This window comes from Bacillus sp. FSL H8-0492, from assembly GCF_038006145.1.
In the GTDB taxonomy this organism is placed as follows: Bacteria; Bacillota; Bacilli; order Bacillales; family Bacillaceae_G; genus Bacillus_A; species Bacillus_A mycoides.
In genome coordinates this window covers 4,784,937-4,809,153 of record NZ_JBBOUP010000001.1, presented here as the reverse complement: position 1 = coordinate 4,809,153, position 24,217 = coordinate 4,784,937, and the positions used below count along the sequence as shown (strand labels likewise).

At 37.5% G+C, this 24,217-nt stretch carries 27 protein-coding genes; 17 read left to right on the top strand and 10 right to left on the bottom strand.

Annotated features, from left to right (window positions below; translation table 11 throughout):
• The first annotated feature begins 10 nt into the window (after positions 1-10).
• The 7 genes from sufD (at position 11) to yunB (ending at position 7,513) form a co-directional block, all read left to right on the top strand.
• Entirely contained in the window at positions 11-1,303 is a 1,293-nt protein-coding gene (gene sufD / locus MHH66_RS24920) for a Fe-S cluster assembly protein SufD (protein WP_016102222.1), read from the top strand.
• Entirely contained in the window at positions 1,303-2,523 is a 1,221-nt protein-coding gene (gene sufS / locus MHH66_RS24915; protein WP_002015930.1) for a cysteine desulfurase SufS, read from the top strand. The genes sufD and sufS overlap by 1 nt, the downstream gene beginning before the upstream one ends.
• The gene (gene sufU / locus MHH66_RS24910) at positions 2,513-2,944 is read left to right on the top strand and encodes a Fe-S cluster assembly sulfur transfer protein SufU (RefSeq protein ID WP_002089369.1); all 432 of its coding nucleotides are present in this window, start codon (positions 2,513-2,515) and stop codon (positions 2,942-2,944) included. The genes sufS and sufU overlap by 11 nt, the downstream gene beginning before the upstream one ends.
• 48 nt (positions 2,945-2,992) lie before the next feature.
• Entirely contained in the window at positions 2,993-4,390 is a 1,398-nt protein-coding gene (gene sufB, locus MHH66_RS24905) for a Fe-S cluster assembly protein SufB (protein ID WP_002015928.1), read from the top strand.
• 552 nt (positions 4,391-4,942) lie between these two features.
• Entirely contained in the window at positions 4,943-6,358 is a 1,416-nt protein-coding gene (locus MHH66_RS24900; protein ID WP_340867767.1) for a bifunctional metallophosphatase/5'-nucleotidase, read from the top strand.
• Positions 6,359-6,423: 65 nt separating this feature from the next.
• Complete coding sequence (locus tag MHH66_RS24895) at positions 6,424-6,726, top strand: YunC family protein (RefSeq protein ID WP_002015926.1); 303 nt, start codon at positions 6,424-6,426, stop codon at positions 6,724-6,726.
• A 55-nt stretch (positions 6,727-6,781) separates the two neighbouring features.
• A complete protein-coding gene (gene yunB, locus MHH66_RS24890; protein WP_078185108.1) occupies positions 6,782-7,513 on the top strand; it encodes a sporulation protein YunB in 732 nt (243 codons plus the stop codon).
• Positions 7,514-7,569: 56 nt separating this feature from the next.
• Here yunB and MHH66_RS24885 read toward each other — a convergent pair whose 3' ends face one another.
• Positions 7,570-8,553, bottom strand: a complete 984-nt coding sequence (locus tag MHH66_RS24885; RefSeq protein WP_078185109.1) for a M23 family metallopeptidase — start codon at positions 8,551-8,553, stop codon at positions 7,570-7,572.
• 189 nt (positions 8,554-8,742) lie between these two features.
• Between MHH66_RS24885 and lipA the strand changes: the two genes are divergently transcribed.
• Positions 8,743-9,639: a lipoyl synthase gene (gene lipA, locus MHH66_RS24880; RefSeq protein ID WP_002015922.1), complete on the top strand. Its 897-nt coding sequence runs from the start codon at positions 8,743-8,745 to the stop codon at positions 9,637-9,639.
• 20 nt (positions 9,640-9,659) lie between these two features.
• Here the strand turns inward: lipA and MHH66_RS24875 are convergent, their stop codons facing one another.
• The gene (locus MHH66_RS24875) at positions 9,660-10,139 is read right to left on the bottom strand and encodes a YbaK/EbsC family protein (protein ID WP_002034581.1); all 480 of its coding nucleotides are present in this window, start codon (positions 10,137-10,139) and stop codon (positions 9,660-9,662) included.
• Between the two features lie 74 nt (positions 10,140-10,213).
• Positions 10,214-10,768 (bottom strand): histidine phosphatase family protein, encoded by a 555-nt coding sequence (locus MHH66_RS24870; RefSeq protein WP_078185110.1) that lies wholly within the window; start codon positions 10,766-10,768, stop codon positions 10,214-10,216.
• Positions 10,769-10,903: 135 nt separating this feature from the next.
• Here MHH66_RS24870 and MHH66_RS24865 point away from each other — a divergent pair, with 135 nt between their 5' ends.
• Positions 10,904-11,347 carry a hypothetical protein gene (locus MHH66_RS24865; RefSeq protein ID WP_078185111.1) on the top strand — a complete coding sequence of 148 codons (444 nt, stop codon included), beginning with the start codon at positions 10,904-10,906 and terminating at the stop codon, positions 11,345-11,347.
• Positions 11,348-11,369: 22 nt separating this feature from the next.
• Here the strand turns inward: MHH66_RS24865 and MHH66_RS24860 are convergent, their stop codons facing one another.
• Positions 11,370-12,185 (bottom strand): YhfC family intramembrane metalloprotease, encoded by an 816-nt coding sequence (locus MHH66_RS24860; RefSeq protein ID WP_078185112.1) that lies wholly within the window; start codon positions 12,183-12,185, stop codon positions 11,370-11,372.
• A gap of 99 nt (positions 12,186-12,284) precedes the next feature.
• Between MHH66_RS24860 and MHH66_RS24855 the strand changes: the two genes are divergently transcribed.
• Entirely contained in the window at positions 12,285-13,016 is a 732-nt protein-coding gene (locus tag MHH66_RS24855) for a MerR family transcriptional regulator (protein ID WP_078185113.1), read from the top strand.
• A gap of 28 nt (positions 13,017-13,044) precedes the next feature.
• Here MHH66_RS24855 and MHH66_RS24850 read toward each other — a convergent pair whose 3' ends face one another.
• Entirely contained in the window at positions 13,045-13,623 is a 579-nt protein-coding gene (locus tag MHH66_RS24850) for a YhcN/YlaJ family sporulation lipoprotein (RefSeq protein WP_002015915.1), read from the bottom strand.
• Positions 13,624-13,741: 118 nt separating this feature from the next.
• Between MHH66_RS24850 and MHH66_RS24845 the strand changes: the two genes are divergently transcribed.
• Positions 13,742-14,044: a YutD family protein gene (locus MHH66_RS24845; protein WP_002015914.1), complete on the top strand. Its 303-nt coding sequence runs from the start codon at positions 13,742-13,744 to the stop codon at positions 14,042-14,044.
• 10 nt (positions 14,045-14,054) lie between these two features.
• Here MHH66_RS24845 and MHH66_RS24840 read toward each other — a convergent pair whose 3' ends face one another.
• The 4 genes from MHH66_RS24840 to glpX all read right to left on the bottom strand — a co-directional run bounded on the left by MHH66_RS24840 (position 14,055) and on the right by glpX (position 16,712).
• Positions 14,055-14,576 carry a GNAT family N-acetyltransferase gene (locus tag MHH66_RS24840; protein ID WP_078185114.1) on the bottom strand — a complete coding sequence of 174 codons (522 nt, stop codon included), beginning with the start codon at positions 14,574-14,576 and terminating at the stop codon, positions 14,055-14,057.
• Positions 14,577-14,587: 11 nt separating this feature from the next.
• The gene (locus MHH66_RS24835) at positions 14,588-15,085 is read right to left on the bottom strand and encodes a hypothetical protein (protein WP_063218106.1); all 498 of its coding nucleotides are present in this window, start codon (positions 15,083-15,085) and stop codon (positions 14,588-14,590) included.
• A gap of 372 nt (positions 15,086-15,457) precedes the next feature.
• Positions 15,458-15,724 carry a DUF3055 domain-containing protein gene (locus tag MHH66_RS24830; RefSeq protein WP_002034592.1) on the bottom strand — a complete coding sequence of 89 codons (267 nt, stop codon included), beginning with the start codon at positions 15,722-15,724 and terminating at the stop codon, positions 15,458-15,460.
• A gap of 16 nt (positions 15,725-15,740) precedes the next feature.
• The gene (gene glpX / locus MHH66_RS24825) at positions 15,741-16,712 is read right to left on the bottom strand and encodes a class II fructose-bisphosphatase (RefSeq protein ID WP_002068074.1); all 972 of its coding nucleotides are present in this window, start codon (positions 16,710-16,712) and stop codon (positions 15,741-15,743) included.
• Positions 16,713-16,859: 147 nt separating this feature from the next.
• Here glpX and MHH66_RS24820 point away from each other — a divergent pair, with 147 nt between their 5' ends.
• From MHH66_RS24820 to MHH66_RS24805, 4 genes are all read left to right on the top strand, one after another.
• The gene (locus tag MHH66_RS24820) at positions 16,860-17,300 is read left to right on the top strand and encodes a DUF86 domain-containing protein (RefSeq protein ID WP_078185116.1); all 441 of its coding nucleotides are present in this window, start codon (positions 16,860-16,862) and stop codon (positions 17,298-17,300) included.
• A 78-nt stretch (positions 17,301-17,378) separates the two neighbouring features.
• Complete coding sequence (locus tag MHH66_RS24815) at positions 17,379-18,011, top strand: helix-turn-helix transcriptional regulator (protein ID WP_002139296.1); 633 nt, start codon at positions 17,379-17,381, stop codon at positions 18,009-18,011.
• Positions 18,012-18,118: 107 nt separating this feature from the next.
• Positions 18,119-18,883, top strand: coding sequence for a TIGR01457 family HAD-type hydrolase (locus tag MHH66_RS24810; RefSeq protein ID WP_002089349.1), 765 nt, complete (start codon positions 18,119-18,121; stop codon positions 18,881-18,883).
• A 114-nt stretch (positions 18,884-18,997) separates the two neighbouring features.
• The gene (locus MHH66_RS24805; protein WP_078185117.1) at positions 18,998-19,528 is read left to right on the top strand and encodes an iron ABC transporter substrate-binding protein; all 531 of its coding nucleotides are present in this window, start codon (positions 18,998-19,000) and stop codon (positions 19,526-19,528) included.
• A 32-nt stretch (positions 19,529-19,560) separates the two neighbouring features.
• On the opposite strand, the gene MHH66_RS24800 is transcribed toward MHH66_RS24805, so the two are convergent.
• On the bottom strand, positions 19,561-20,142 hold the full coding sequence (locus MHH66_RS24800; protein ID WP_078185118.1) for an NAD(P)H-dependent oxidoreductase: 582 nt from the start codon (positions 20,140-20,142) through the stop codon (positions 19,561-19,563).
• A 286-nt stretch (positions 20,143-20,428) separates the two neighbouring features.
• Between MHH66_RS24800 and MHH66_RS24795 the strand changes: the two genes are divergently transcribed.
• The gene (locus MHH66_RS24795) at positions 20,429-21,217 is read left to right on the top strand and encodes an ABC transporter ATP-binding protein (protein ID WP_078185119.1); all 789 of its coding nucleotides are present in this window, start codon (positions 20,429-20,431) and stop codon (positions 21,215-21,217) included.
• On the top strand, positions 21,201-23,774 hold the full coding sequence (locus MHH66_RS24790; RefSeq protein WP_078185120.1) for an FtsX-like permease family protein: 2,574 nt from the start codon (positions 21,201-21,203) through the stop codon (positions 23,772-23,774). Before MHH66_RS24795 ends, MHH66_RS24790 begins: the two co-directional genes overlap by 17 nt.
• The last annotated feature ends 443 nt before the right edge of the window (positions 23,775-24,217 follow it).

The window sequence follows — 24,217 nt, the reverse complement described above, 5'->3', positions numbered from 1 at the left end:
GAGCATAAACATGACAATCGGTACATTACCTTTCGATCAAGAAACAATCCGTCAGCGCGCAAGCGAAGTAAACGAAGCTGCTTGGTTGACTGAGTTCCGCTTACAAGCTCTTGCACAAGCAACTGAACTTCCAATGCCAACGCCTGATAAAACGAAAATTGAAAAATGGGACTTTATCGGAAAAGGCGACGCTGCTAAGCAAGAGCCTGTAAGTTCTTTAACAGAGCTTCCAGAAGCAGTGAAAAACTTAATCGATGAAAATAACAGCGTATTAGTACAACGTACTGGTACAACTGCTTTCGTTTCTTTAGCAGACGAAGCAAAAGAAAAAGGTGTTATTTTTACAGACATCGTAACAGCTGCAACAGAGCATGCTGAATTAGTACAAAAGTACTTAATGAAAGACGGCGTGAAAGTAGACGAGCATCGTCTAACTGCACTTCATGCTGCATTAATCAACGGCGGTGCATTCGTATATGTTCCGAAAAACGTTGTTCTTGAAACTCCACTTCAAGCTGTATTCTTAGTAGACGGCGAAGAAGCTAACGTATATAACCACGTATTATTCGTAGCTGATGCGAACAGTACTGCAACATATGTAGAAAACTACGTTGCAAATGAAAATGCTAAAGGTATTGCAAATATCGTAGCAGAAGTAATCGTGGAACAAGGCGCACAAGTGAAATTCGGTGCGGTTGATCTATTAGCAAAAAACGTAACAACTTACGTTAACCGCCGCGGAATTGTTGGACGCGACGGCCGCATTGATTGGGCTCTAGGCCTTATGAATGACGGAAATACAATCTCAGAGAACGTTACGAACTTAATGGGCGACGGATCATATGCTGATACAAAAACAGTAACAATTGGTCGTGGTAACCAAACACAAAACTTTACAACTAAAGTTGTTCACTTCGGTAAACACTCTGAAGGTTGGATTTTAAAACACGGTGTACAAAAAGATAGTGCAACATCTATCTTTAATGGAATTGGTAAGATTGAACACGGTGCATCTAAATCAAATGCACAACAATCTTCTCGCGTTCTTATGTTAGATGAGAAAGCTCGCGGTGATGCAAACCCAATTCTTTTAATCGATGAAGATGATGTAATGGCAGGTCACGCAGCTTCAGTAGGCCGCGTAGATCCATACCAATTATACTACTTGATGAGCCGTGGGATTCCAAAACGCGAAGCAGAACGTTTAGTCATCCATGGATTCTTAGCACCTGTAGTAAATGAGCTTCCAATTGAAGGAGTAAAGGCACAGCTTGTTGAGGTAATTGAAAGGAAAGTTCGCTAATGAATATTCATGAAATACGCAAACAGTTTCCAATTCTTGATCAAAAAGTGAACGGCAAACAACTTGTTTATTTCGATAGTGCAGCAACTTCTCAAAAACCAATTCAAGTCATTGAAACGTTAGAACGTTACTATAAAGAATATAATTCTAACGTGCATCGCGGTGTTCATACGCTCGGTACGAAAGCTACCGACGCGTATGAAGGTGCACGTGAGAAAGTTCGCAAGTTTATTAATGCGAAATCAATGGAAGAGATTATTTTCACGCGCGGAACGACAACTGCATTAAATACAGTAGCAGCTAGCTATGGTCTTGATAATGTAAAAGAAGGCGATGAAATCGTCATCTCTTACATGGAGCACCATAGTAACATCATTCCGTGGCAACAAGTTGCGAAGAAAACTGGTGCAACTTTAAAATACCTTCCGCTTCAACTAGACGGTACAATTTCTTTAGAAGATGTTCGTCAAACAGTTACACCGAATACAAAAATCGTTTCTATCATGCACGTTTCTAACGTACTTGGAACGATTAATCCTGTAAAAGAAATCGGAGCAATCGCACATGAAAACGGTGCAATCATGATCGTTGATGGAGCACAAAGTGCACCTCATATGAAAGTGGATGTACAAGATTTAAACTGTGATTTCTACGCATTATCTGCTCATAAGATGTGCGGACCAACAGGTGTCGGCGTATTATATGGTAAGAAAGAATTGCTAAACAATATGGAACCAATTGAATTTGGTGGTGAAATGATTGATTTCGTAGACTTACAAGAGTCTACTTGGAAAGAGCTTCCGTGGAAGTTCGAAGCAGGTACACCGATTATCGGTAATGCAATCGGACTTGGTGCGGCAATTGATTTCCTAGAAGAAATCGGTCTTCATAATATTGAAAAGCATGAACATGAATTAGCGCAATACGCTTTAGAGAGACTATCAGAAGTAGATGGCGTTACAATTTATGGTCCAAAGCATCGCGCTGGTCTAGTTACATTTAATATTGAAGACGTACATCCTCACGATGTAGCAACTGTATTAGATGTAGAAGGCATTGCGGTTCGCGCAGGACATCACTGTGCACAACCACTTATGAAGTGGCTAAAAGCTTCTTCTACAGCACGTGCGAGCTTCTATTTATATAATACAAAAGAAGAAATTGATACATTTGTTGAATCGCTAATCAAGACAAAGGAGTATTTCACAAATGTCATTTAATAATTTAGATACGTTATATCGTCAAGTTATTATGGATCATTACAAAAATCCTCGTAACCATGGCGTGTTAGAAGATAGTGTTACCGTTAACTTGAACAATCCAACTTGCGGCGATCGTATTCAACTTACGATGAAAGTAGAAGAGGGTATTGTACAAGAAGCGAAGTTTGAAGGCGAAGGATGTTCAATTTCAATGTCTTCAGCTTCAATGATGACACAAGCAGTAAAAGGAAAGAAAATTGAAGAGGCTCTTAAGCTTTCTAAAATTTTCTCTGACATGATGCTAGGAAAAGAGTATGATGACAGCATTGATTTAGGAGATATTGAAGCATTACAAGGCGTATGCAAGTTCCCGGCACGTATTAAATGTGCAACATTAGCGTGGAAAGCGTTAGAAAAGGGCTTAAACGAAGATAAGTAATGTTAAAGGTTCCTAAAAACGAGGTTATATAAGGAGGGACACACCAACATGGCGAAGCAACTGCCAGATATCGGCGATTATAAATATGGTTTCAAGGATAAAGACGTTTCGATTTTCCGTGCTGGACGCGGTTTAACAAAAGAGATCGTTGAAGAGATTTCACGTATGAAAGAAGAACCACAGTGGATGTTAGACTTCCGTTTAAAATCACTGGATAAGTTCTATGAAATGCCAATGCCACAATGGGGCGGCGACTTAAACGACTTAGATTTCGATGAAATTACGTACTACGTAAAACCATCTGAGAAATCTGAGAAGTCTTGGGATGAAGTACCTGAGGAAATTAAAGCGACATTTGATAAATTAGGTATTCCTGAAGCTGAGCAAAAATATTTAGCTGGTGTATCTGCACAGTACGAATCTGAAGTTGTATACCACAACATGAAAGAAGACCTAGAAGATCTAGGAGTCGTCTTCAAAGATACAGATAGCGCATTAAAAGAGAACGAAGATATTTTCCGTGAGCATTTCGGAAAAGTAATCCCACCAACAGACAACAAATTCTCTGCATTAAACTCTGCAGTTTGGTCTGGTGGATCATTCATCTACGTTCCAAAAGGTATTAAAGTTGATACACCACTTCAAGCGTATTTCCGTATTAACTCTGAAAATATGGGACAATTCGAGCGTACGCTTATCATCGTAGACGAAGGCGCACACGTACACTACGTAGAAGGTTGTACAGCACCTGTTTACACGACTAACTCACTTCATAGTGCGGTAGTAGAAATCATCATTAAAAAAGATGCATATTGCCGTTATACAACAATCCAAAACTGGGCGAACAACGTATACAACCTAGTTACAAAACGTGCGGTTTGTGAAGAAAACGCAACGATGGAATGGATTGACGGTAACATCGGATCTAAATTAACGATGAAATACCCAGCAGTTATCTTAAAAGGCGAAGGCGCTCGTGGTTTAACATTATCTATCGCGATTGCTGGTAAAGGCCAACACCAAGATGCTGGTGCGAAAATGATTCACTTAGCACCAAACACGTCTTCAACAATCGTTTCTAAATCGATTGCGAAGCATGGTGGTAAAGTAACTTACCGTGGTATCGTACAATTCGGACCAAAAGCGAAAAACTCTCGCTCTAACATCGAGTGTGACACGTTAATCATGGATAACCAATCTACATCTGATACAATTCCTTACAACGAAATCAAAAACGATTACGTTTCACTTGAGCACGAAGCGAAAGTATCTAAAGTATCAGAAGAACAATTATTCTACCTAATGAGCCGCGGTATTTCTGAGCAAGAAGCTACAGAAATGATCGTAATGGGCTTCATCGAGCCATTCACTCGCGAACTTCCAATGGAATACGCAGTTGAAATGAACCGCCTAATCAAGTTTGAGATGGAAGGTTCTATTGGTTAAATAGAAATGCGGAGCCGACTGTTCAGACCCGTTGGCTAAGGTTCTTTCGCACAGAAGATGCTTTTTATCTTCTGGTGCGGAAGGTTCTTAGACATGAGGGTCTAGCCGCTGGAACTGGATAATATATGTATGAAGAAAGCGCCCTGCTGTGCAGGGCGCTTTTTTGTGTTGGGTAAGCAGCTCTGGTTGGGAAGGGATACCCAGGTGGGTGTTCGGTAAAATATATCAGCGATTATTCAAATATATCGACGTTTCGACAAGGAATATCGATTTATCAACAAATTACTACATAGAGGAGAGGGCTATATACCCCGCCCCCCGCTATACATAAGGCGATTAACTAGAAGTAATTAAGGCTAAGATACTGACAAATCCAGCAAAGAATCCACAAATTAGAAAATATAAAGTTTTCCATATTAAAAGGGCAATCTTTGGCTTTTTCTTATAATGCGAGTACAATGTAGAATAGCAAGAAAAGACGAAAAGTATTTACAGGATTATTGCGTACGTATAGCGTAAATGGCAGTAAGGAACTGAGAGGAGGTTTTTTCTCTGAATATAAATAAAGAAACGATCATCCACCTTTATCATACAAACGATATACATAGTCATTTTGAAAATTGGCCGCAAATTTCTCGGTTTGTACAAGAGGAGAAAAGGCGAAGACAGGAAGCGGGAGAGACTGTTTTAACTGTGGATATTGGCGATCATGTGGATCGTTTTCATAGTATTTCGGAAGCGACAAATGGACTTGGGAATACAAAATTATTAAATGAGGCGTTATATGATTATGTAACGATCGGAAATAATGAAGGAATTACATTGGCGAAAGAGCATTTGAATCGTCTATATGATGATGCTGGTTTTGAGGTGCTTGTAGCGAACTTATTTGAAAAAGAGGGTGTACGTCCAGCGTGGGCGAAGCCTTATAAATTACATACAACGACAGATGGGATTACGATTGCCTTTATTGGATTAACGGTAGCTTATCCAGAGTTTTATCATATGTTAGATTGGCATATTGAAGATCCAATCATCCATTTAGAGTCTATTTTAGAAGAAGTGAAAGATGAGGCACATATTACGGTTGTCCTGTCTCACCTTGGAAAAAGCATGGATGAATATATGGCGGAGCATTATGATATAGATGTTATTTTAGGGGCACATACGCATCATTTATTTGAGCGTGGCGTTCTTGTGGATAATACTTTGCTTTGCTGTTGTGAAAAGTGGGGACATTACGTTGGTCACGTTCAGCTTACTGTGGATAAAGAGACGAAGAGACTGTTGAAAAAAGACGGTAGAGCGATTAAGACAGAACGGTTAGGTGCTTATAGCGATCCGTTATCCACAATTGAAATGCTAAAGGAAGAAAGTAAACAGATAATGGCTGAGCCTGTCGTTCATTTAAAAGAATCATTGCCGGTTGATTGGTTTAAGGAGACGACGTTTTCTCATATGTTGGCAAGTGCACTTAAAGAGTGGTGTAATGCGGATGTTGGGATGGTGAATGCTGGTGTACTTCTTGAGGGATTAAATGAAGGTGTTGTGACGCGCGGAGATATTCATCGGATTTGTCCACATCCAATTAATCCATGTCTGTTAAAAGTACCAGGGAAAACGTTAAGAGAAGTTATTTTGAAAGCGCGCCGCCCGAATATGGAGAATCTTGAGGTGAAAGGATTCGGATTTCGTGGAAAAGTAATGGGGAAAATGATTTACGATGGTTTGGAAGTGATTCCAGATACGATTCCAGGGAATAAAATTTTACTAGAAGATGTATTGATTAACGGCGAATCGCTGGAATTAGACCGGATATATACGGTAGGAACGATTGATATGTTTACATTCGGATACTTATACCCAGAGCTATCCACACTTTCTGACAAACAATATTATATGCCGGAATTGCTTAGAGATGTACTAACAGACATGTTGATAACTTATACATCTTCAGTCAAACTATAGGCTAGTTAACTTGTAACACTCATTTTTCTCTTGTCATAAAGATAAGAAAGAGAGGAGTGTGAACTATGGTTAATGTAGAGCCAATTATAATTGATAACTATACGTTCATTGCTGTTAGCGTAAAACTTCCAAAGACAAATTTGCTAGCTGTAATGAGCGATAAAGGATATATTATGTGCGGTGCTTTAGATGTAGGTCTTCTAAATGAGAAGTTAGGTGATCGAGGAATTATTGCTGGCCGTGCGGTTGGTGTAAGAACGATTGAACAACTTCTTGAAGCACCGCTGGAATCAGTAACGACTGGAGCCGAAGCTTTAGGTATTCCGGTAGGCACAATCGGAAAAGATGCACTATTAAAAATGAGATAAGCATATATCGTCCCTCTTTCTTGCATAGAAATAATATAAGAAGGAGGGTTTTCTTATGAGCATATTTCGTTCGAAAAATTCGCGGTTTCGAAGGGGACCGATTTCCTTTCGGTATATACTGCTTATTTCGTTTATTATTTTTATCGTAATGGTAGTTCAAGGTTTATGGATTGTAAATAAAAGTATTCAGCCAACGTTAATTAAGTATGGGGAAACAGAGACTCATAAAATGGCAACAGCAGTTATGACGAAAGCGGTAAAAGACCGAATTAATGAAGGGTTTGATGTAGATTCATTAATGAAAGTACAAACGGATAGGAACGGGAAAGTATCTACAATTGATTTAAATACAAAACAAGTAAATGAAATATTAACATCGACTACTGCATACATAGAAAAATATTTACAACAAGTAGAAAAAGGGGATACGAAAGCACTTGGTATTTTTGAAGAGAATGGGGTATCTATGTCAATTCCTTTTGGGCGCATAACTGATAATGCGCTTCTTGGTAATATAGGACCGGATATTCCGATTAATTTTACGCCAATTGGTCATGTGAATACGGATATTAAACAATTAGTTGAGCCGCAAGGAATTAATAATACAGCGATCAAAATTATTATGGAAGTGGAAGTGACGTTACAAGTTATGATTCCGTTACGCACGAAAGAAATTAAAGTGAAGCAAAACATTCCGATTGCGACGCGCATCGTTCAAGGTGAAGTGCCTACTTATTACGGAAGCGGGGGTGTTGTTGTACCAGATAAAAAGAAAACGGATAATTAGTCAGTAGTGTTCTATTGATTTATATTTATAAAAATAACCGTAGCGATTTGCTACGGTTATCGTTTTGTATTTGCTCGTTCTTTTCGTTCCCAAAGGCTTAAATGCATGTATGGATCGAAAGCCCATTCTGTATAGCCATTGTCTTTATACATGCCGAAATGTAAGTGGGGCGGGAATTTTCCAGCTGTACCAGGAGGACCGTAGCCGGTACTACCGACAAATCCGATTACTTTTCCTGGTTCGACAATTTGTCCGAGCTGTATTTCTTTAGAGAACCCGCCTAAATGAGCGTAATAGTGGTAATTATTATGAAGGTCACGAATACCAATGCGCCATCCACCAAGACGATTCCATCCTTTTGTTTCAATAACGCCATAGCAGGTTGATCGTACTGGTACGCCATATCCAGCAAAAATATCGGTTCCTTCATGAATCCTCCTGCCGCCAAAGCTTCTACCAGCACCGAAAGTACTACGATAGCTATGGTCACTGCGAATCGGGAGAGGGAAAGCATTACCTTCTAAATTAATGCGTCCATAATGTTTATAAATTCGGGCGTATTCTGTAATTAATTCAACTGTTTTTGCACGTCTATAATATTCCCAAAGCATAATGTTAATACGGTCTTCCGACGTTCCTTGTTTCTTTAAAATAGTTGCTGCTGTATGCAGAAGATCACGGTCGTTATTTGCATTTGCAAATCCATCTTTGTCACCATCTAAACCCATTCCGCCAAATAGAGAAATTGTATGGGGGAGAGTATCATTACTATTAACAGGTCCAGCCCATATTTCAGGTTTGAAATAAAGGGAAATGATGGCATCGGTTTTTTTCGGAATATCCTTTCTTACGCTCCGTATGTTTCTTTCGTATTGATCCATTGCAGCTAAGTAATACCACGGAATACCTGAAGATTGCTCAGTTTCTTTATATAGTGCCATGCGCTTTTCATATATGCTTTGCTGATTATCTTCACCGTAAGCGATGTTTTGGTGGAGAAGAAAGCAAATCGAAAGCAAAAGAGAAATTTTTCGAAGCATGAAATAGACTCCTTTCACAACATCACTCTTTTTAGTGTGGGATATACGGAGTATTTCATTATAGGGAACGATTGGAAAAAATCTTAGAATCTTCATTTGAGCAAATCGCTTTCATACGTTAGAATAGATATGTTACATTGAAAGAAGCGAACACGGTAAACTATTTCATATTGTGCGGAGTTGATAACCATGACAAAACAAACAGAGTATAAGCGCAAGCCCGAATGGTTGAAAATTAAGTTAAACACGAATGAAAACTATACAGGCTTAAAGAAAATGATGCGTTCTAAGAATCTTCATACAGTTTGTGAAGAGGCGAAATGTCCGAATATTCATGAATGCTGGGCTGTAAGGAAAACAGCAACATTTATGATCTTAGGTGCGGTTTGTACACGTGCTTGTCGTTTTTGTGCGGTTAAAACAGGCTTACCAACTGAGCTTGATTTACAAGAGCCAGAACGCGTAGCAGATTCTGTAGTACAAATGGGCTTAAAGCACGTTGTTATAACAGCGGTTGCACGTGATGATTTAAAGGACGGCGGAGCAGCTGTTTTTGCTGAAACAGTACGCGCTGTACGTCGTGAAAATCCATTCACGTCTATCGAAGTATTACCATCTGATATGGGTGGGGTAGAAGAAAACTTAAAAATGTTAATGGATGCAAAACCAGATATTTTGAACCATAACATTGAAACAGTACGTCGATTATCTAACCGAGTTCGCGCTAGAGCAAAATATGACCGTTCATTAGAGTTTTTACGTCGAGCAAAAGAAATGCAGCCTGATATTCCAACTAAATCGAGCATTATGCTGGGCTTAGGTGAAACGAGAGAAGATTTAATTGAAGCAATGGATGACTTACGTGCAAACAATGTGGATATTTTAACTCTTGGACAATACCTACAACCATCTAAGAAGCATTTACCAGTTATTAAATATTACCCACCAGCAGAATTTGCAGAGCTTAAAGAAATTGCACTTAGCAAAGGATTTAGCCACTGTGAAGCTGGCCCACTTGTACGTTCTTCTTATCATGCGGACGAGCAAGTACGTTCTGCAAAAGAAAAAGTAGCAGAAGCGAAATAATGAAAAAAGAGAGCTAATCATTAGCTCTCTTTTTTCTTATACTCTAAAACTTTATTTTGACATGTGGATAAAATCTTTTTTAATTCCTCTGTGGATAATTCAATTGTAAATTCAGGTACACCAGGTGTAATTAAAATTTTATCGTAAGTATAAATTGAACTGTCCACAATAATCGTTACATCTTGTGAATAACCGAAAGGAGCTACACATCCTGGCGTGCAACCAGTCTCTTCTCTTAGCTCATTAGGAGAACAGAGAGATAAGCTCTCTCCTGTTATTTCCTTCATCTCTCCTCGGTTGAGGCGAGTGCCTTCTAACGTAAAGAATACGTAATGCTCCCCGGATTTTGATTTTAAAAATAAGCTTTTACTTGGAGTGCCTTGCAAACCAAGTCTTTCACGAACGATACGATCTGTTTCATAGTCAAGTACTGGTTCGTGTTCAAATTTTTCATAAGAAGCATTTGTTTTATGTAGTAAAGAAAGTACATCTTCGTACATATTGAATGATACCCCTCTCTATTGTTAATACAGTCTCTTCTCGTGGCGTCAACTGAGTGTTTTGGAAAGGGATACTACTTGGACGATGCTTCCCATAATCGTTTTATGAAACTTTTCTCATCGATTGTAATTTCGTAAACATCAGGATTCGTTAAAGTTCTCCATTCACTAAAGCCGATCGTACGATCAAAGTGCTTTAAAATGAGCGTAAGTAAGTTTCCATGTGTAACGAGTAGTGTTGTAGTATGGTTTAACTTTAAAACGTCTTGGATAAGCGATATAGCACGGTCCGTTGCTTGTTTTGTTGACTCTCCGCCTGAAAAGGCAATATCTATGTTTGTAAAAGTAGATTCTAGTTTTTGCATCCAATCATCCATCGGAACGTTGCTTAATATACGTTCAGCTAATCGTTCATCCTCTTCGATAGATAGGTTAGCTTTGAGCGCATAGGGCCGAATGGAATCGATAGCTCGGACAAATGGGCTCGAAATAATATGATCTATTTGTAGCTGATTTTCTAAGAGGAATGCAGCAAGAGTGTTTGCTTGATTTTTTCCTGCAATCGTTAATTCGGCATCACGTTCTTGTCCAGTTGCTGAACAATGTCGTATTACAATCAATTTCTTCATAATTCATCCCCATCTTTCAAGTTGACGCTTATATACTTCGACAAATGTGGAAAAAATTCCTTTTTATTGGAAACGGCATATTGATCTAAATATGTGGAAAAGTAATGTGGATAAATGAACATTTGAGGTGTAATGATGAAAAAAATGATATGTATTATATTCGGTCTTTGTTTTTTTATACACTTGTCCACAACATATGCAGAATCGAATACAAAATTAAATTATCCAAGCAATCGAAATAAGCCATTTGTGAGTGAAGATGTGTTTTACGAACAGTTAGATAAGAAAATCTATAAAGAATACAACAATGCAGCATATAGTGTTCGTAAAAAAATCTCATTTAAAGAAGTACCACATGAGGAATTTATCTTCCTGCAAAAAACAGATGTCGGTTGTCACAGTAAAATGACGATGGAAGGTTCTTTCGTTCACCCGGATTGCCAAGTATATTTCTTTGCTTCTTTTACTCAAAATGAAATAGAAGAATTTCATAAGTACATCGTTATAGATGCGGAAACAAAGAGGGAGCTGCAAGGGGGGAAAAGTTATCATCACTACGAAAATCCATATAAAAAATAACCCACCAACTGGTGGGTTATTTTTATTCCGATACACTCATTAATTTCTCTTTCATTTTACGAATAAGAATGAAACCACCAATCGCGAAGAGAAGAGTAATTCCTTCTGCTACAAAGATGTTAATCATTTTTGTTTGGTAAAGTGCTGCGAAAAAGTCTACAAGTGCGTGGAATAGTATAGCGTATACGAGGAAAATGTATTTCTTCTGTTTTACTGCGTATACGACAAGCATTGTGAAGGCAATTTGCAATACAAGAGCCATAATTCTTTCCAAGCTGCCAAGGAAGTATAAATAAGCAGGTTGTTCTATTAACATATCCTTTACAAGATTTAATTGTGGTAGTTTTTCTGCCATTTGAGCGAAGCTACCATTGTTAATAGCATTAGCGAATATAAGTGTCTGCAATGCAGAGAATCCGCCAACTAAAATGGATTCAATCCCGCCATGACCAATTCCATAAGCGAAGCCATCTTTATATTCTAGATATTTTTTTAGTAGGAAGAAGAAGGCAACGAAGCGTCCTAATTCTTCAAAAATACCAGCAGTTAGTCCGCCATAAATTGCAAAGACATACGGATTTTCTAAAAATGGAGCGATTGCTGGATTACCACGCATAAATAGGTGGAACGGTGTTTCGAGAATTTGGGTAAATCCAATAAAGATAAGAACACCAACGCCGACCACTTTCCAATTAATATTATATTTTTTACGGAAATAAACGAGTACAATAATTGGGACCAGAACCGAAACAACGAGTTGAAATATGATGCTGGCAATTACAGTATTTGAAACCATACTTTCACCGCTTTCTAATATATGTACATATCTATTATGCATGAAATATGGGAGAGATGAAACTTTTAGAGATAAATGAATTTACTTATTGACTCTAACGTTGCGTCATACTTTATCGTATGTACTAAGGGGGAGATACACATGACAATGAAGGTAAAAGAAGTAGCTAATTTAGTTGGGATTAGTGTGCGCACACTGCATCATTACGATGAAATTGGGTTATTAACCCCAGACGAGACGACAGAGTCTGGATATCGTCTGTATTCCAATGAAAATTTAGAGACACTGCAGCAAATTTTATTTTTTAAAGAACTAGGCTTCCCTTTGAAGAAGATTAAAGAAATTATCATGAGTCCATCATTTGATCATGAAGAAGCACTACAACTTCATAAGAAAATGCTTCTTGAAAAGCGTGCTAGGTTAGATAAAGTGATTGCGACGATTGATAAAACAATTCAGCATACAAAAGGAGAGATTGAGATGACGAATAAAGAGAAATTTGAAGGATTTGATTTTAGTCATAACCCGTACGAAGAAGAAGCACGTGAACGATGGGGAGATGAGGCTGTAGATAAAGCGAATAAAACAGCGAAGGGGATGTCTAAAGAGAAACAGGAGGAGTTTAATAATATTTACGGAAATCTAGCAACACTTCGAAATGGAGCACCTGATTCTAAAGAGGCGCAATCCGCAATCGGGGTATGGTACGATTACTTGCAAAACTTCGGTGAATATTCATTAGAGGCCTTTAAGGGACTCGGTCAAATGTATGTTGCTGATGAGCGTTTTACGAAAAATATTGATAAGTTTGGTGAAGGTTTAGCGCAGTTTATGTGTGATGCGATGGAGGTTTATGCGGATCGTAAGAAATAGTAAAAAGGTGGAGGTTTTCTCCACCTTTTTATTTTTTAATCATATCATTTAAAGTTTGATCCCCCGTATTGTTCAAATGAGGATTATCGCTCATTTCACGTTTTAACATATCAAGACTTTGTTCATATTCTTTATCGTTTAAGCTACCAGATTGAAGACCTTGAATTTGAGAAATCAACTTTTGGTTTGTTGATACATATGCTTTATAATAGCGAGGAACGATGGACAAAGCAGTTTTATATACTTGATCTGTTACGAGTTTCGGATCCGTTGTGTTTGCACGGTATACAACGAACACTTCGTCGTCGGTAACGAGTGTAGCGGCATTGGTGACGTCAGGAAGTTTGACTGTCATGCTCGTAATCATTTCAGCGACTTTCTCACGGTTAATGGCGCCTACTTGTTTGTTAGATACTTCATGTTTTTGTTTAGATGAATAGCCCACCCTTGTGAGCCGTGTATTTGTATTTTCCGTATGATACATGTCGTTTTTGTTGGAAACAAGAACACGACTTCCTTCTTCACGCTCCATTTCGGCTTTATTAGTTGATTGGCAGCCTGCAAATAAGGAAAGAGTGAGAAGAGAGAGTATAATTTGTTTTTTCACGATGTAGCACCTCCTTCTCCATAGCATGCACTAATTTTCAATTTTTTGTATTTGAAATTGTTGGTTGTTATGCTTTGTGATACGATAAAAAGAAGAATGCTTAGAGAGGAAGTTCATAATGGAGCAAAAGCAAGAGATTCATACTACGGTGAGCGTTAATAATGTTCAGTACGAAGTAATTAAAAACTTTCGTGACGGTTTTAGTGAAGAAGCACTTAAAGAGCGCTATGCAGAAATTTTAAATAAATATGATTATATCGTTGGAGACTGGGGTTATGAGCAACTTAGATTGCGCGGATTCTTTGATGATAGTAATCAACGTTCGACATATGATACGAAAATTAGTACTTTATCAGAGTATTTATACGAGTACTGTAACTTCGGTTGTGCACATTTTGTATTACGAAAAGTGAAGAAATGAAAAAATCCTCTTACGATTGTAAGAGGATTTTTTCATAGCAGTTATACCAATTATGAGGAGGCTGTTTACTTTTGAAATAGACAGCACCTCGGCAAATATAATTATTTTTTTCATATAGGCTTAATGAAACCGGATTACCTGTAAAACAATCTAGGCGTATTCCAGTGTAGTTTTTTTGTTTTGCTTCGTTTTCCCAAAAGGATAATAGTACTTTACTATATCCTTTGCCTTGCGCGAGCGGATGGATGACAAAAGAGTGGACGATAAGAAAGCGTCCGTCTATTTCTGACCAGTCAATTAGTTTGTATTCTGGAGACGGTGCTTCGTTTAAGACGACGGCACCGACAAGTACTTGATCTTGGAATAGACAATACAATTCGGCCTGTTCTAGATGATAGGAAATGTGTTCTCGCGTCGGATAAGAATCATCCCATTGATAAATTTGGTTCTGTAAGAGTGCTTCTTTGCATGCTGTATACATTACATCTAAGTCATTCAATAAATCAATCGTACCTTTTCTCACCTTTAACATGAGAGTCCTCCTTACAAACAAATTGAAATGTAATCACCTTCAGAAAGAGTTTTGTTTGGTTTCATTTGTTGTCGGTTCAATTGGATATGCCCATTTTTAATTTTATCCACAATGATAGTACGGCTCCAATCTGAAATATATGTGGATAACACTTTATCAATTCGGTGGGAACCAAAAACGATGTCTAATACGATTGTTATTTCGGCTATACCACTTTCTTTGTATTGTGTAATGGAAATGGTAGTACTTGTTTCAGTTTGTTCTTGCTGAGTCATATCGACAGTTTCGACGTGATCAGTAAATGATTTATAAATATGAAGTTTTTGATTCCACGTATGATCTTTCGGACATTTATAAATTGCAAATCGGTATATGTTCTTTCCGTTTGCGTTATGCCTGCGAATGTTCGTGTCGGTAAAAAGGGTAGTACGCCTGCAATTTTTACAATACTTTTCGATTGTTGCTAGTTCGTTTTCATATAAACTCCAAGAAAGTTGTACTTTCTGCATTTTCCTTCACCTCTTATATATTGGTAAAGGAACGTAATACAGCTATTTGGATGTCTTGTAGTATGAAGACATAAGAAGTAGACAAAAATAAAAAGAGGTTCCCCCAAGAGGAACCTCCGTAAACATCATACTACAGATGCGTTACGTTCCTTCGTAATGGGAATGGGCAGAATACTCCCTTGAAAAAGCACGGTGCTTTTTTGAGAGTAATGCTATCCAATTGCTGGTCCATTACAAAGTAAATGTTGGCATACGCAGATAACGTCCTTTCTATCCAAATAGATTTATTCATAAGTATAACACATAAGATTGAAAATTCAAAATATAAATTGTAAAAAAACACCAGCTAACATAGCTGGTGCACCAGATAAATTATATAAGTTCAAATAAAAATGAGCGTAATTCTTCTGCATTTTCTTCAGACATCGAAAATGCATGCTCTAAGTAGCCTTGTTCGTTTAAATCGTCAGGACCGATGATAGCAAATTTGTTGCTTTGCATATCAAGGACTATCGTTTTACCGTAATGACGATCGGAGTATAAAAGCGCTAAATCATGACGCTCATTTTCCCCCAAAAAGCTAACGAAACGAGTTTTTGTAGCGACTGTATCGTCGTACAGAAAGAAACGTTCTTCCATACACATGGCTCCTTTATTAAATATCTAAGTTTAAGTGTGGTTTATGATCTAAATGGTGATGCGTTTTAATGAATCGTACCGTTCTTGTTTTGTAACGCATAACGATAGAATATGTTTCAGCTAAATCTCCGCCAAGGAATTTCACGCCGTCTAATAATTCACCAGCAGATACACCTGTTGCTGAGAAGATTGCGTCATCACCAGCTACTAAGTCATCTAACATAAGAAGTTGACGAGGATCTTCTAATCCCATTTCACGACAACGAGCTTCTTCTTCTTCGTTCATTGGAACTAAGCGAGCTTGCATTTCACCTTCAAGGCATTTTAATGCTGCTGCAGAAATAACGCCTTCTGGAGCTCCGCCTACACCTACGAATAAGTCGATACCCGTTCCAGGTAAAGCTGTAGCGATTGATGCACCAACATCTCCATCACCAAATAGTTTTACGCGTGCACCTTTTGCACGAACACGGTCAATAATATCTTGATGACGTTCACGTTCTTGGATGATAACCGTTAGGTCACGAATTTTTTTATTGTTTGCTTCTGCTACAATTTCAATTGTTTTTTCAATTGGATCATCTAAGCTAATTTTACCAGCTGCTTTTGGACCAACCGCGATTTTTTCCATGTACATATCCGGAGCATGAAGAAGGTTTCCTTTATCTGCGATTGCGATAACTGCCATTGCATTTGCAAGGCCTTTCGCAACGATGTTTGTACCTTCTAATGGGTCAACAGCGATATCTACTTCTGGACCGTTACCTGTTCCTAGTTCTTCACCAATATACAACATCGGTGCTTCATCAAGTTCTCCTTCACCGATTACAACTGTACCTGCCATGTTTACTGAATCGAACATATCACGCATAGCTGTAGTTGCTGCATCATCTGCTTCGTTTTTCTTTCCGCGGCCCATCCACTGTGCGGATGCTAAGGCTGCTGCTTCTGTTACACGGACAATTTCTAGTGCGAGTTCACGTTCCAAGGTTGCATTCCTCCAATTTCAAAAATCATACAAATATAACTATAACAAATAACGAGGAAAAGGTGAATTCGAAAAATTGTCGATTTTTTCAGAAGAAAGCGTTACAATTAAAATGTAAATGCTTTAATTTCCAGGTAGGTGACATTCATGTACTTCGTAGACAGAAAAAAAATAGAACAAATGCTAGTATGTTTAGAACGAGCAACAAATACATTTCAAGAGAAAAAGACATATGAAACCGAGTTTGAATTTTACGCATTAGAGCGCATGGCGCATCTTATTATCGATTGTATATTAGATGTAGGGAGTGCGATGATTGATGGATTTATTATGCGCGATCCAGGAAGTTACGAAGATATTATTGATATTTTAATGGACGAGAGAGTTATAAGTGGAGAAGAGGGAGCGCATATTAAAGAAATTATTCTTCTTCGAAAAATGCTTACGCAAGATTATATTCAAATGAATCATGATGAATTATATAAGACGATTCAAAAACATATCGCCGTGGTAGAGAAATACCCAGCGAATATTCACAGTTATTTAGAAAAGGAATTAGGACCTGTATCTGCATTTGTACCAGAATAATTGTGCTTATAAGATCCCCGGGAATTCCTTTGGGGATCTTATATTGTATAGGAGAAAGAAAAGGGAGAAGGGTGAGCTATGGGGGAAGCACGTACTACGAGAGAAGAGATTGTACAATTACTGAAGATAAAAGGAGAGCATACTGTAGCAGAATTAGCCGAAGCTTTAGAAATTACAGAGATGGCGATTCGTCGACATTTAAGTAAACTAGAAAATGATGAGCTAATCTATTCAAAGATGGTAAGACAGCATGTCGGACGACCAACATATTTGTATGGATTAAGTCAAAAGGGAGAAGATACATTCCCGAAAGAATATAAGCAGTTTGCTATTGATATGCTAGAAGATTTAGCTCGAATGGGCGATGAAAAAATGCTGCGTCACGTCTTGCAAGCGAGAACGAAACGAATGGAAGAACAGTTGCAAAAGAGGATAAGTAATCAAAGCAATTTAGCGTATAAAGTTCAAGAAGTAGCTGCTATGCAAGAGAGAAACGGTTATATGGTTCAAATAAAGCGAGATGGGGAGCATTCTTTCATATTTGAAAAGCAAAACTGTCCGTTAAAGGAAATTGCAGAGAGATTCCCGCAAGTGTGTGAAGATGAAAAAGATATGTATAAGCGGTTATTTGCAGATGCAAATGTGAAGACGTTAGCAAACATGTGCGTGGGCGATTGTAATTGTTCGTACCAAATAAAAGAGAAAAAATGAACGTTATGGGACGCTTTAGGGTAAAGCGTTTTTTTCTTTTGAAAAAGGGGTTAATATAAGAGTGGTATGATAGATATGAACGTTAGCATAGAAGGAGAGGCAAACAGATGTATAAAGGCTATTTAATTGACTTAGACGGTACGATGTATCGCGGTGAAGAACAAATTGAAGAAGCAAGTGACTTCGTAAAAGCATTAGGAGAACGCGGTATTCCATATTTATTCGTTACAAATAACTCAACTCGTAAACCAGAACAAGTTGCAGAAAAGCTTGTTCGTTTCGATATTCCAGCAAAAGCGGAGCAAGTATTCACAACGAGTATGGCTACAGCGAACTTTATTTATGAGCGCAAACAAGATGCAACTGTATATATGATTGGTGAAGAAGGCTTACACGCTGCTCTTGTGGAAAAAGGATTTGAACTTGTGGATGAAAATCCTGATTTCGTCATTGTTGGTTTAGATCGCGATATCACATATGAAAAATTAGCAAAAGCATGTCTTGCTGTGCGTAACGGTGCAACGTTTATTTCAACAAATGGGGATATCGCAATTCCAACTGAGCGCGGATTATTACCAGGTAACGGTTCATTAACATCAGTTGTTGCAGTATCAACAGGTGTGGACCCAATCTTTATTGGTAAACCAGAATCAATCATTATGGAACAAGCGTTAAAAGTGCTTGGCATAGGAAAAGAAGAAGCTTTAATGGTTGGGGATAACTACGATACAGATATTTTAGCGGGGATAAATGCTAGTATGCATACCCTTCTTGTCCACACTGGAGTAACAACTGTGGACAAGTTAACAGAATATGAAGTACAACCGACGCAAGTTGTGCACAACTTGACGGAGTGGATTGAGAAGATGTAATGAAAGGCAGGTAACCGGAAGAGGTTGCCTGTTTTTTTATGCACAATTGCATATGTACTATAGGGATTTAAAATGTAAAATTTACATGTAATGATGTGAAGGGGGAAAATAAGAGTGTACTGGATGTCATGTATTATGTTTATTTTTACATTATGTGTTTTATTCTTTGTTCTATGGAAGATATATAAAATAAATGAAATGAAAAAAAGCGCGGGAAAGCTTATTGCAGCATATCCTCGGGTGAAACGACCTTGGATTGCCTTACTTGGACCAGCGTACTTTATCGGACAATGTATGTATATATATGCTCAATACGTAAGTGGTGATATTGGTACATTTGAACAGTTTCTCATTCAGTCAGGTAGTTATGCTGTAGCAAGTTGTTTTATGATTTTAATAGCTATCCATCTTATTAAAAGTGTACAAATATATGAAAAAGGTGTAATAGACGGATTGAACTTTTATTCATACGAAGAATTAAAAGGCTATAAAACATCAACATGGGAAAATCCAAAAGAAAATATATTTTTATATCGCGGGCGAGAAAAAATGAATGACAATGTAAATTTACTTATTAGACAGGAAGATATGAATGAATTAGAAAGCATTCTTCAAAGATATATTCCGAAATTGATGATGAAATAAAAAACTCCGGTTGTTATAACCGGAGTTTTTTATTAAAATACGCGATTCACTACTTCTTTAACTTCTTCAAGATATTGTTTACGCACAGCATTATCCACAGAAGGAACACTTGTATAGAATGTATGCTCAAGTGTTTCAATGCCCGTAAATTCAAAAATACCAGCATCAGTTGTTTTTTTCATTGCATCAAACATCCCGCCTGCTGTGTATACTTCTTTCGAATTTCCCATCGTAGATAATAACAATCCTTTTTTACTGCTTAATAACTTTTCAATGCCATTCTCACCGTAAGCATAAGCGAAGCCGTGACTAAATACACGATCAACGTATCCTTTTAAAATAGCAGGAAGACCCGCCCACCAAACTGGGTAAATGAATGTAATACTATCAGCCCAAGAGATATGCTTTTGTTCTTCTTTAATATCTTCTGGTGTGTTTCCTTGGGAAAATGAGATGAAATCGGAAGCACCTAATACTGGATTGAAGTTTAATTCGTATAAATCACGAACGCGTACTTCATGACCTTTTCTTTCTAATTCACTTTTTACAGTTTCTAAAATTGCATGGTTGAAGCTTTCTGTATTCGGGTGTGCATAAACGATCACATGTTTCATTGTTCTTCCTCCTAATTGTGGATATGTGAATAGTTTTTATATATCCGTGTAACTATTATGGTTACTTCCGTTGCGAGAGTCAACTTTTCTGACGTGAGAAATAAAGTGAAATTTTAATCGGTGGGGGGTGTCCATCCCGCACTGATTATTTGCTCACACTAATCGGGCACTTACTGCCGGTTAATATAAATGTTAGCATGTGACAAAAAAATACAAAATAGTAGGGATTTTGCATTTTCGAATAGAATATATAGATTGGTAAATAGAGAGAAAAGGGGATATCGGGATGAATATTATTGAAATTGAAGGGTTAGAAAAATCGTTTGATATTGGGGATAGTAAAGTAAAGATCTTAAAAGATATTAATGTTCAAATTCAAAAAGGTGACTTTGTTTGTATTATGGGGGCAAGTGGATCGGGTAAAACGACTTTACTTCAGCTGTTAGGTGGATTAGATATTCCATCGGTAGGTAGTATTCGAGTTGATGGTACGGAGATTTCAACATTAAAAGAAAAAGAGCTCGCTTTATTTAGAAGGCATAAAATCGGTTTTATTTTTCAGCAGTTTAATTTAATTCCAGTGTTTAATGCGGAGGAAAATGTAGGGTTGCCTTTACTATTAGATAATGTTTCGCAAAAGAAGGCAACGGTGACAGCAAATCGTTTATTAGAGCTCGTTGGATTGAAAGGAAAAGAAAAGCATTTACCAGCACAGTTATCAGGTGGGCAACAGCAAAGGGTTGCGATAGCAAGAGCTTTTGCAAATGAGCCGGCTATTATATTAGCTGATGAACCAACAGGGGCGTTAGATTCAGAAAACAGCAAAAATATTATTGCGGTACTTCGCAATGCATGTGATGAATTAGGACAAACAGCTGTCATTGTAACGCACGATCCGTTCGTAGCGGCCCATGCTGATAAAGTTGTTTTCTTATTAGATGGTGAAGTGATTCATGAGCATGCTGAAAGTAAAGGATGGAAATTTCGAAATATCCCGCAACAAGTTACTCAAATTCAAGAGATTATGAATCATCACTTTAAAGTAGGAGGTAAAGGTGATGCGATGGGTAATTAAGTATGCGATAAAATCGATGAAACAAAATTGGTTGCGGAATATGTTGATTGCCCTCGGTGCAGCTTTAGGTGTTATGTTAGCGACGATGTTATTACTAGGTAATCAATCAGTAGAGCAAAGTGTGAAGGAACAAGTAGTAAGTCGGTATGGAGATTATAATTTACAATTTGGCTATATAAAAAATGACATGTATTTAAATAATGAAAGTTTAAAAGGAATAGATGGCTTAGAAAATGCTGAAAAAATATCAAAAGCACTTATACCGTATCCTTTTCCACATTATAAAGAACTATCGGGAAAGCCATCTTATTGGGGTGTTGAGCAAGATTCTCCAGAAATGCATTCTTATAAAATATTAGAAGGACGATATCCGAAAGAAGGTGCTGAAGTAGCACTGACAAAAGGGTATACAGATCGTGAAAATATACGGGTAGGAGATACGATTAAACTGCCATTCCCGCAGCATGGTGAAAAGGCTGTGAAAGTTGTCGGTATTTTAAATCCACCGTTAATGGCGTCAATGGGGCATAGTGCTTATTTTCCAATCCATTGGCTTCAAAAAGAATTAAATTTACCAAATCAATTCAATCTTGTTCAAGTGAAAGTACAAGATGTAAATGTGAAAAAAGCAATTGCTTTTGATGTACATAAAAAGATTGAAAATATAAAGGTGGACCAACGTACTTATGTAGATAAGGCATTTGAACGACTAAATGTAATGAAGCCGTTAATTTTTAGTTTAGGTGGTATTGCCTTATTTGTTGTAGCCCTTTTAATAATGGGAAGTTTCTTCTTATCTGTCAGAAGTCGATTTAAGCAATGGGCATTATTACGTGCACTTGGTAGTAATCCAAATCAAATTATATTAGTCGTTTTATTAGAGGCTTTATGTATTGGGGCAATCGGATCACTAGCAGGAGTTATTCTTGGAGCAGGTACGCAAACAATCGCCGCATCATCTATTAATAAATGGGTGAATATTGAGGGGGCAGTGAAAGAATCATTCTCGATTTCAGGCGAGATTTTACTCATTACGTTTTTACTAGGGATTGTTATGTCTATCATAGGGGCTATTATACCAGCCTTTATGGTTAGAAAGATTCCACCAGTTCAAGCGCTTAGGCCAGGTCTTCCTAGTAATGAGAAAAAAGAAAAAAGGTGGAGTGCTTTTAGTGGTAGCATTTTAATCATTGGTACTGTTATTGGACTAGCGGGTAACGTATTAGAGCGATATATCGGTTTTAATCCAAGTGCGATAGGAGCGCTGTTATTTGCGGTCGGTTTGTTATTTGCGATTCCGTTATTTATTCGTATGATAGCGCCAGTTATTGCGAAACCTTTGCAAATGGTATTTCGAATTGAAACGACGATTAGTAGCCGTAATGTAATTCGTTATCGGAATAAGGCAGCGGTGTCAGTTGCTATACTAGCATTTGGTTTTATGTTAGCACTTGTTGGAACGATGTATATAAACTCTATTTACGAAGGCATGAAAGATGGGTTACAAAAACATTTACCAGCTGATTTAGTAATAAGAATTCCAATAGAGTCGCAAAGTACTGAAGTATTACCATTTAGTTGGATGGAGAAGGTTAAAAAAATTGATGGTGTAGAAGAGAGCGTAGCAAATGTTACTGACTTTACAGCGAAGCTTATAAATTATGATTTCAAAAAAGCGGATCAAGAGTGGTATGAAAATGTGAGGAAAGATGATTTTGAATATGATGTGATAGAAGTTGTGGGGAATGATATTGTTGCTTATCAAAAAGTAACAAAAGCGAAAGTGATTACAGGACAAGATTTAAATAAGCCATTACAAGATGGTGAGGGAGTCGTTACGAAGAGAACTGCTAAAACATTAGGGCTTCAGTTGCATGATACGTTTGAAGTACAAGGGAAGGGAAAAGAAAAACAAACGATTAAAGTCGTTTCGATTATTGAGCAAGGATTAAGGTTAAGAGGATCAGATGTTTTTGTAAATGAACAATGGGCCCGTGATAAGTTTCACGTGCAAGGATATGAAGCGATTCAAATTATGACAAATTCTAATCAATCATTTGAAGAGATTAAGAAACAAGTAAAACAAATTACAAATAATAAAGATAACGTAGAGGTTATTAATAGCCATGATTTATTAAAAGAACAGGAGCAGTTATTATCGCAAATGATGATGTTAATTCGCTTGTTAGTTGTAATTGTTTTCATTATTTCTGGTATAGGGTTAATGAATGCGATTGTCTCAAGTTTACATGAAAGACGTGCTGAAATTAGTATGATTCGTGCGGTAGGAGCTATTCCGAAGCAAATGAGACGGATTGTTTTATTAGAGGGCACTTTACTTGGAGCGATAGCTGGTTGTATTGGGGTTTTAGGTGGAATTGTATTTAGTTATATTGTGTTATCAAGCTTAGAGTTAACGGTTATTATCATTCCGTATAATCAAGTTTGCATATTAGCTTTTGCTAGTGTGGTGCTTGGAGCAGGGGCAGCGATGATTGCTTCATTACAATTAAGAAAGTTCAAATTAAGTGATACTTTAAAGGAATTATCGGCATAAAAGATTGCTATACCCCGCTCATACAAAGAACAAAGAAGACGAATAAAATGATGACAATACCAATACCGAAGTTAAATAAGAGAGTACTATCCATATATGTAACCTCCTTGTTTGAAAGTAAAAAGCACTCTGGCTGGAGTGCTTTTTATTATCCGAATCTGTCGCAACGAACGGTGCAACATATAGAAAGGGAATAATGCGTTTAAAGAGTTATATTAATTTATGCATTTATTTTGTAAATGAGCAGGTCCTTCTCAGGTATAGAAAAAAAAGACACTCTTTCGAGTGTCTTTCATGATGACAAAATGTGTCAATTGCTTGAGTTTGATAAGACGCTAATTTCCGTTTTAACGTCTTTTCTTTAATCAAGAAGTGTAGCAACAGCGATTCGAATAAATTTTAGCATTTTTTAAAGGGGTGTGCGTATGTAACTATGCATATTA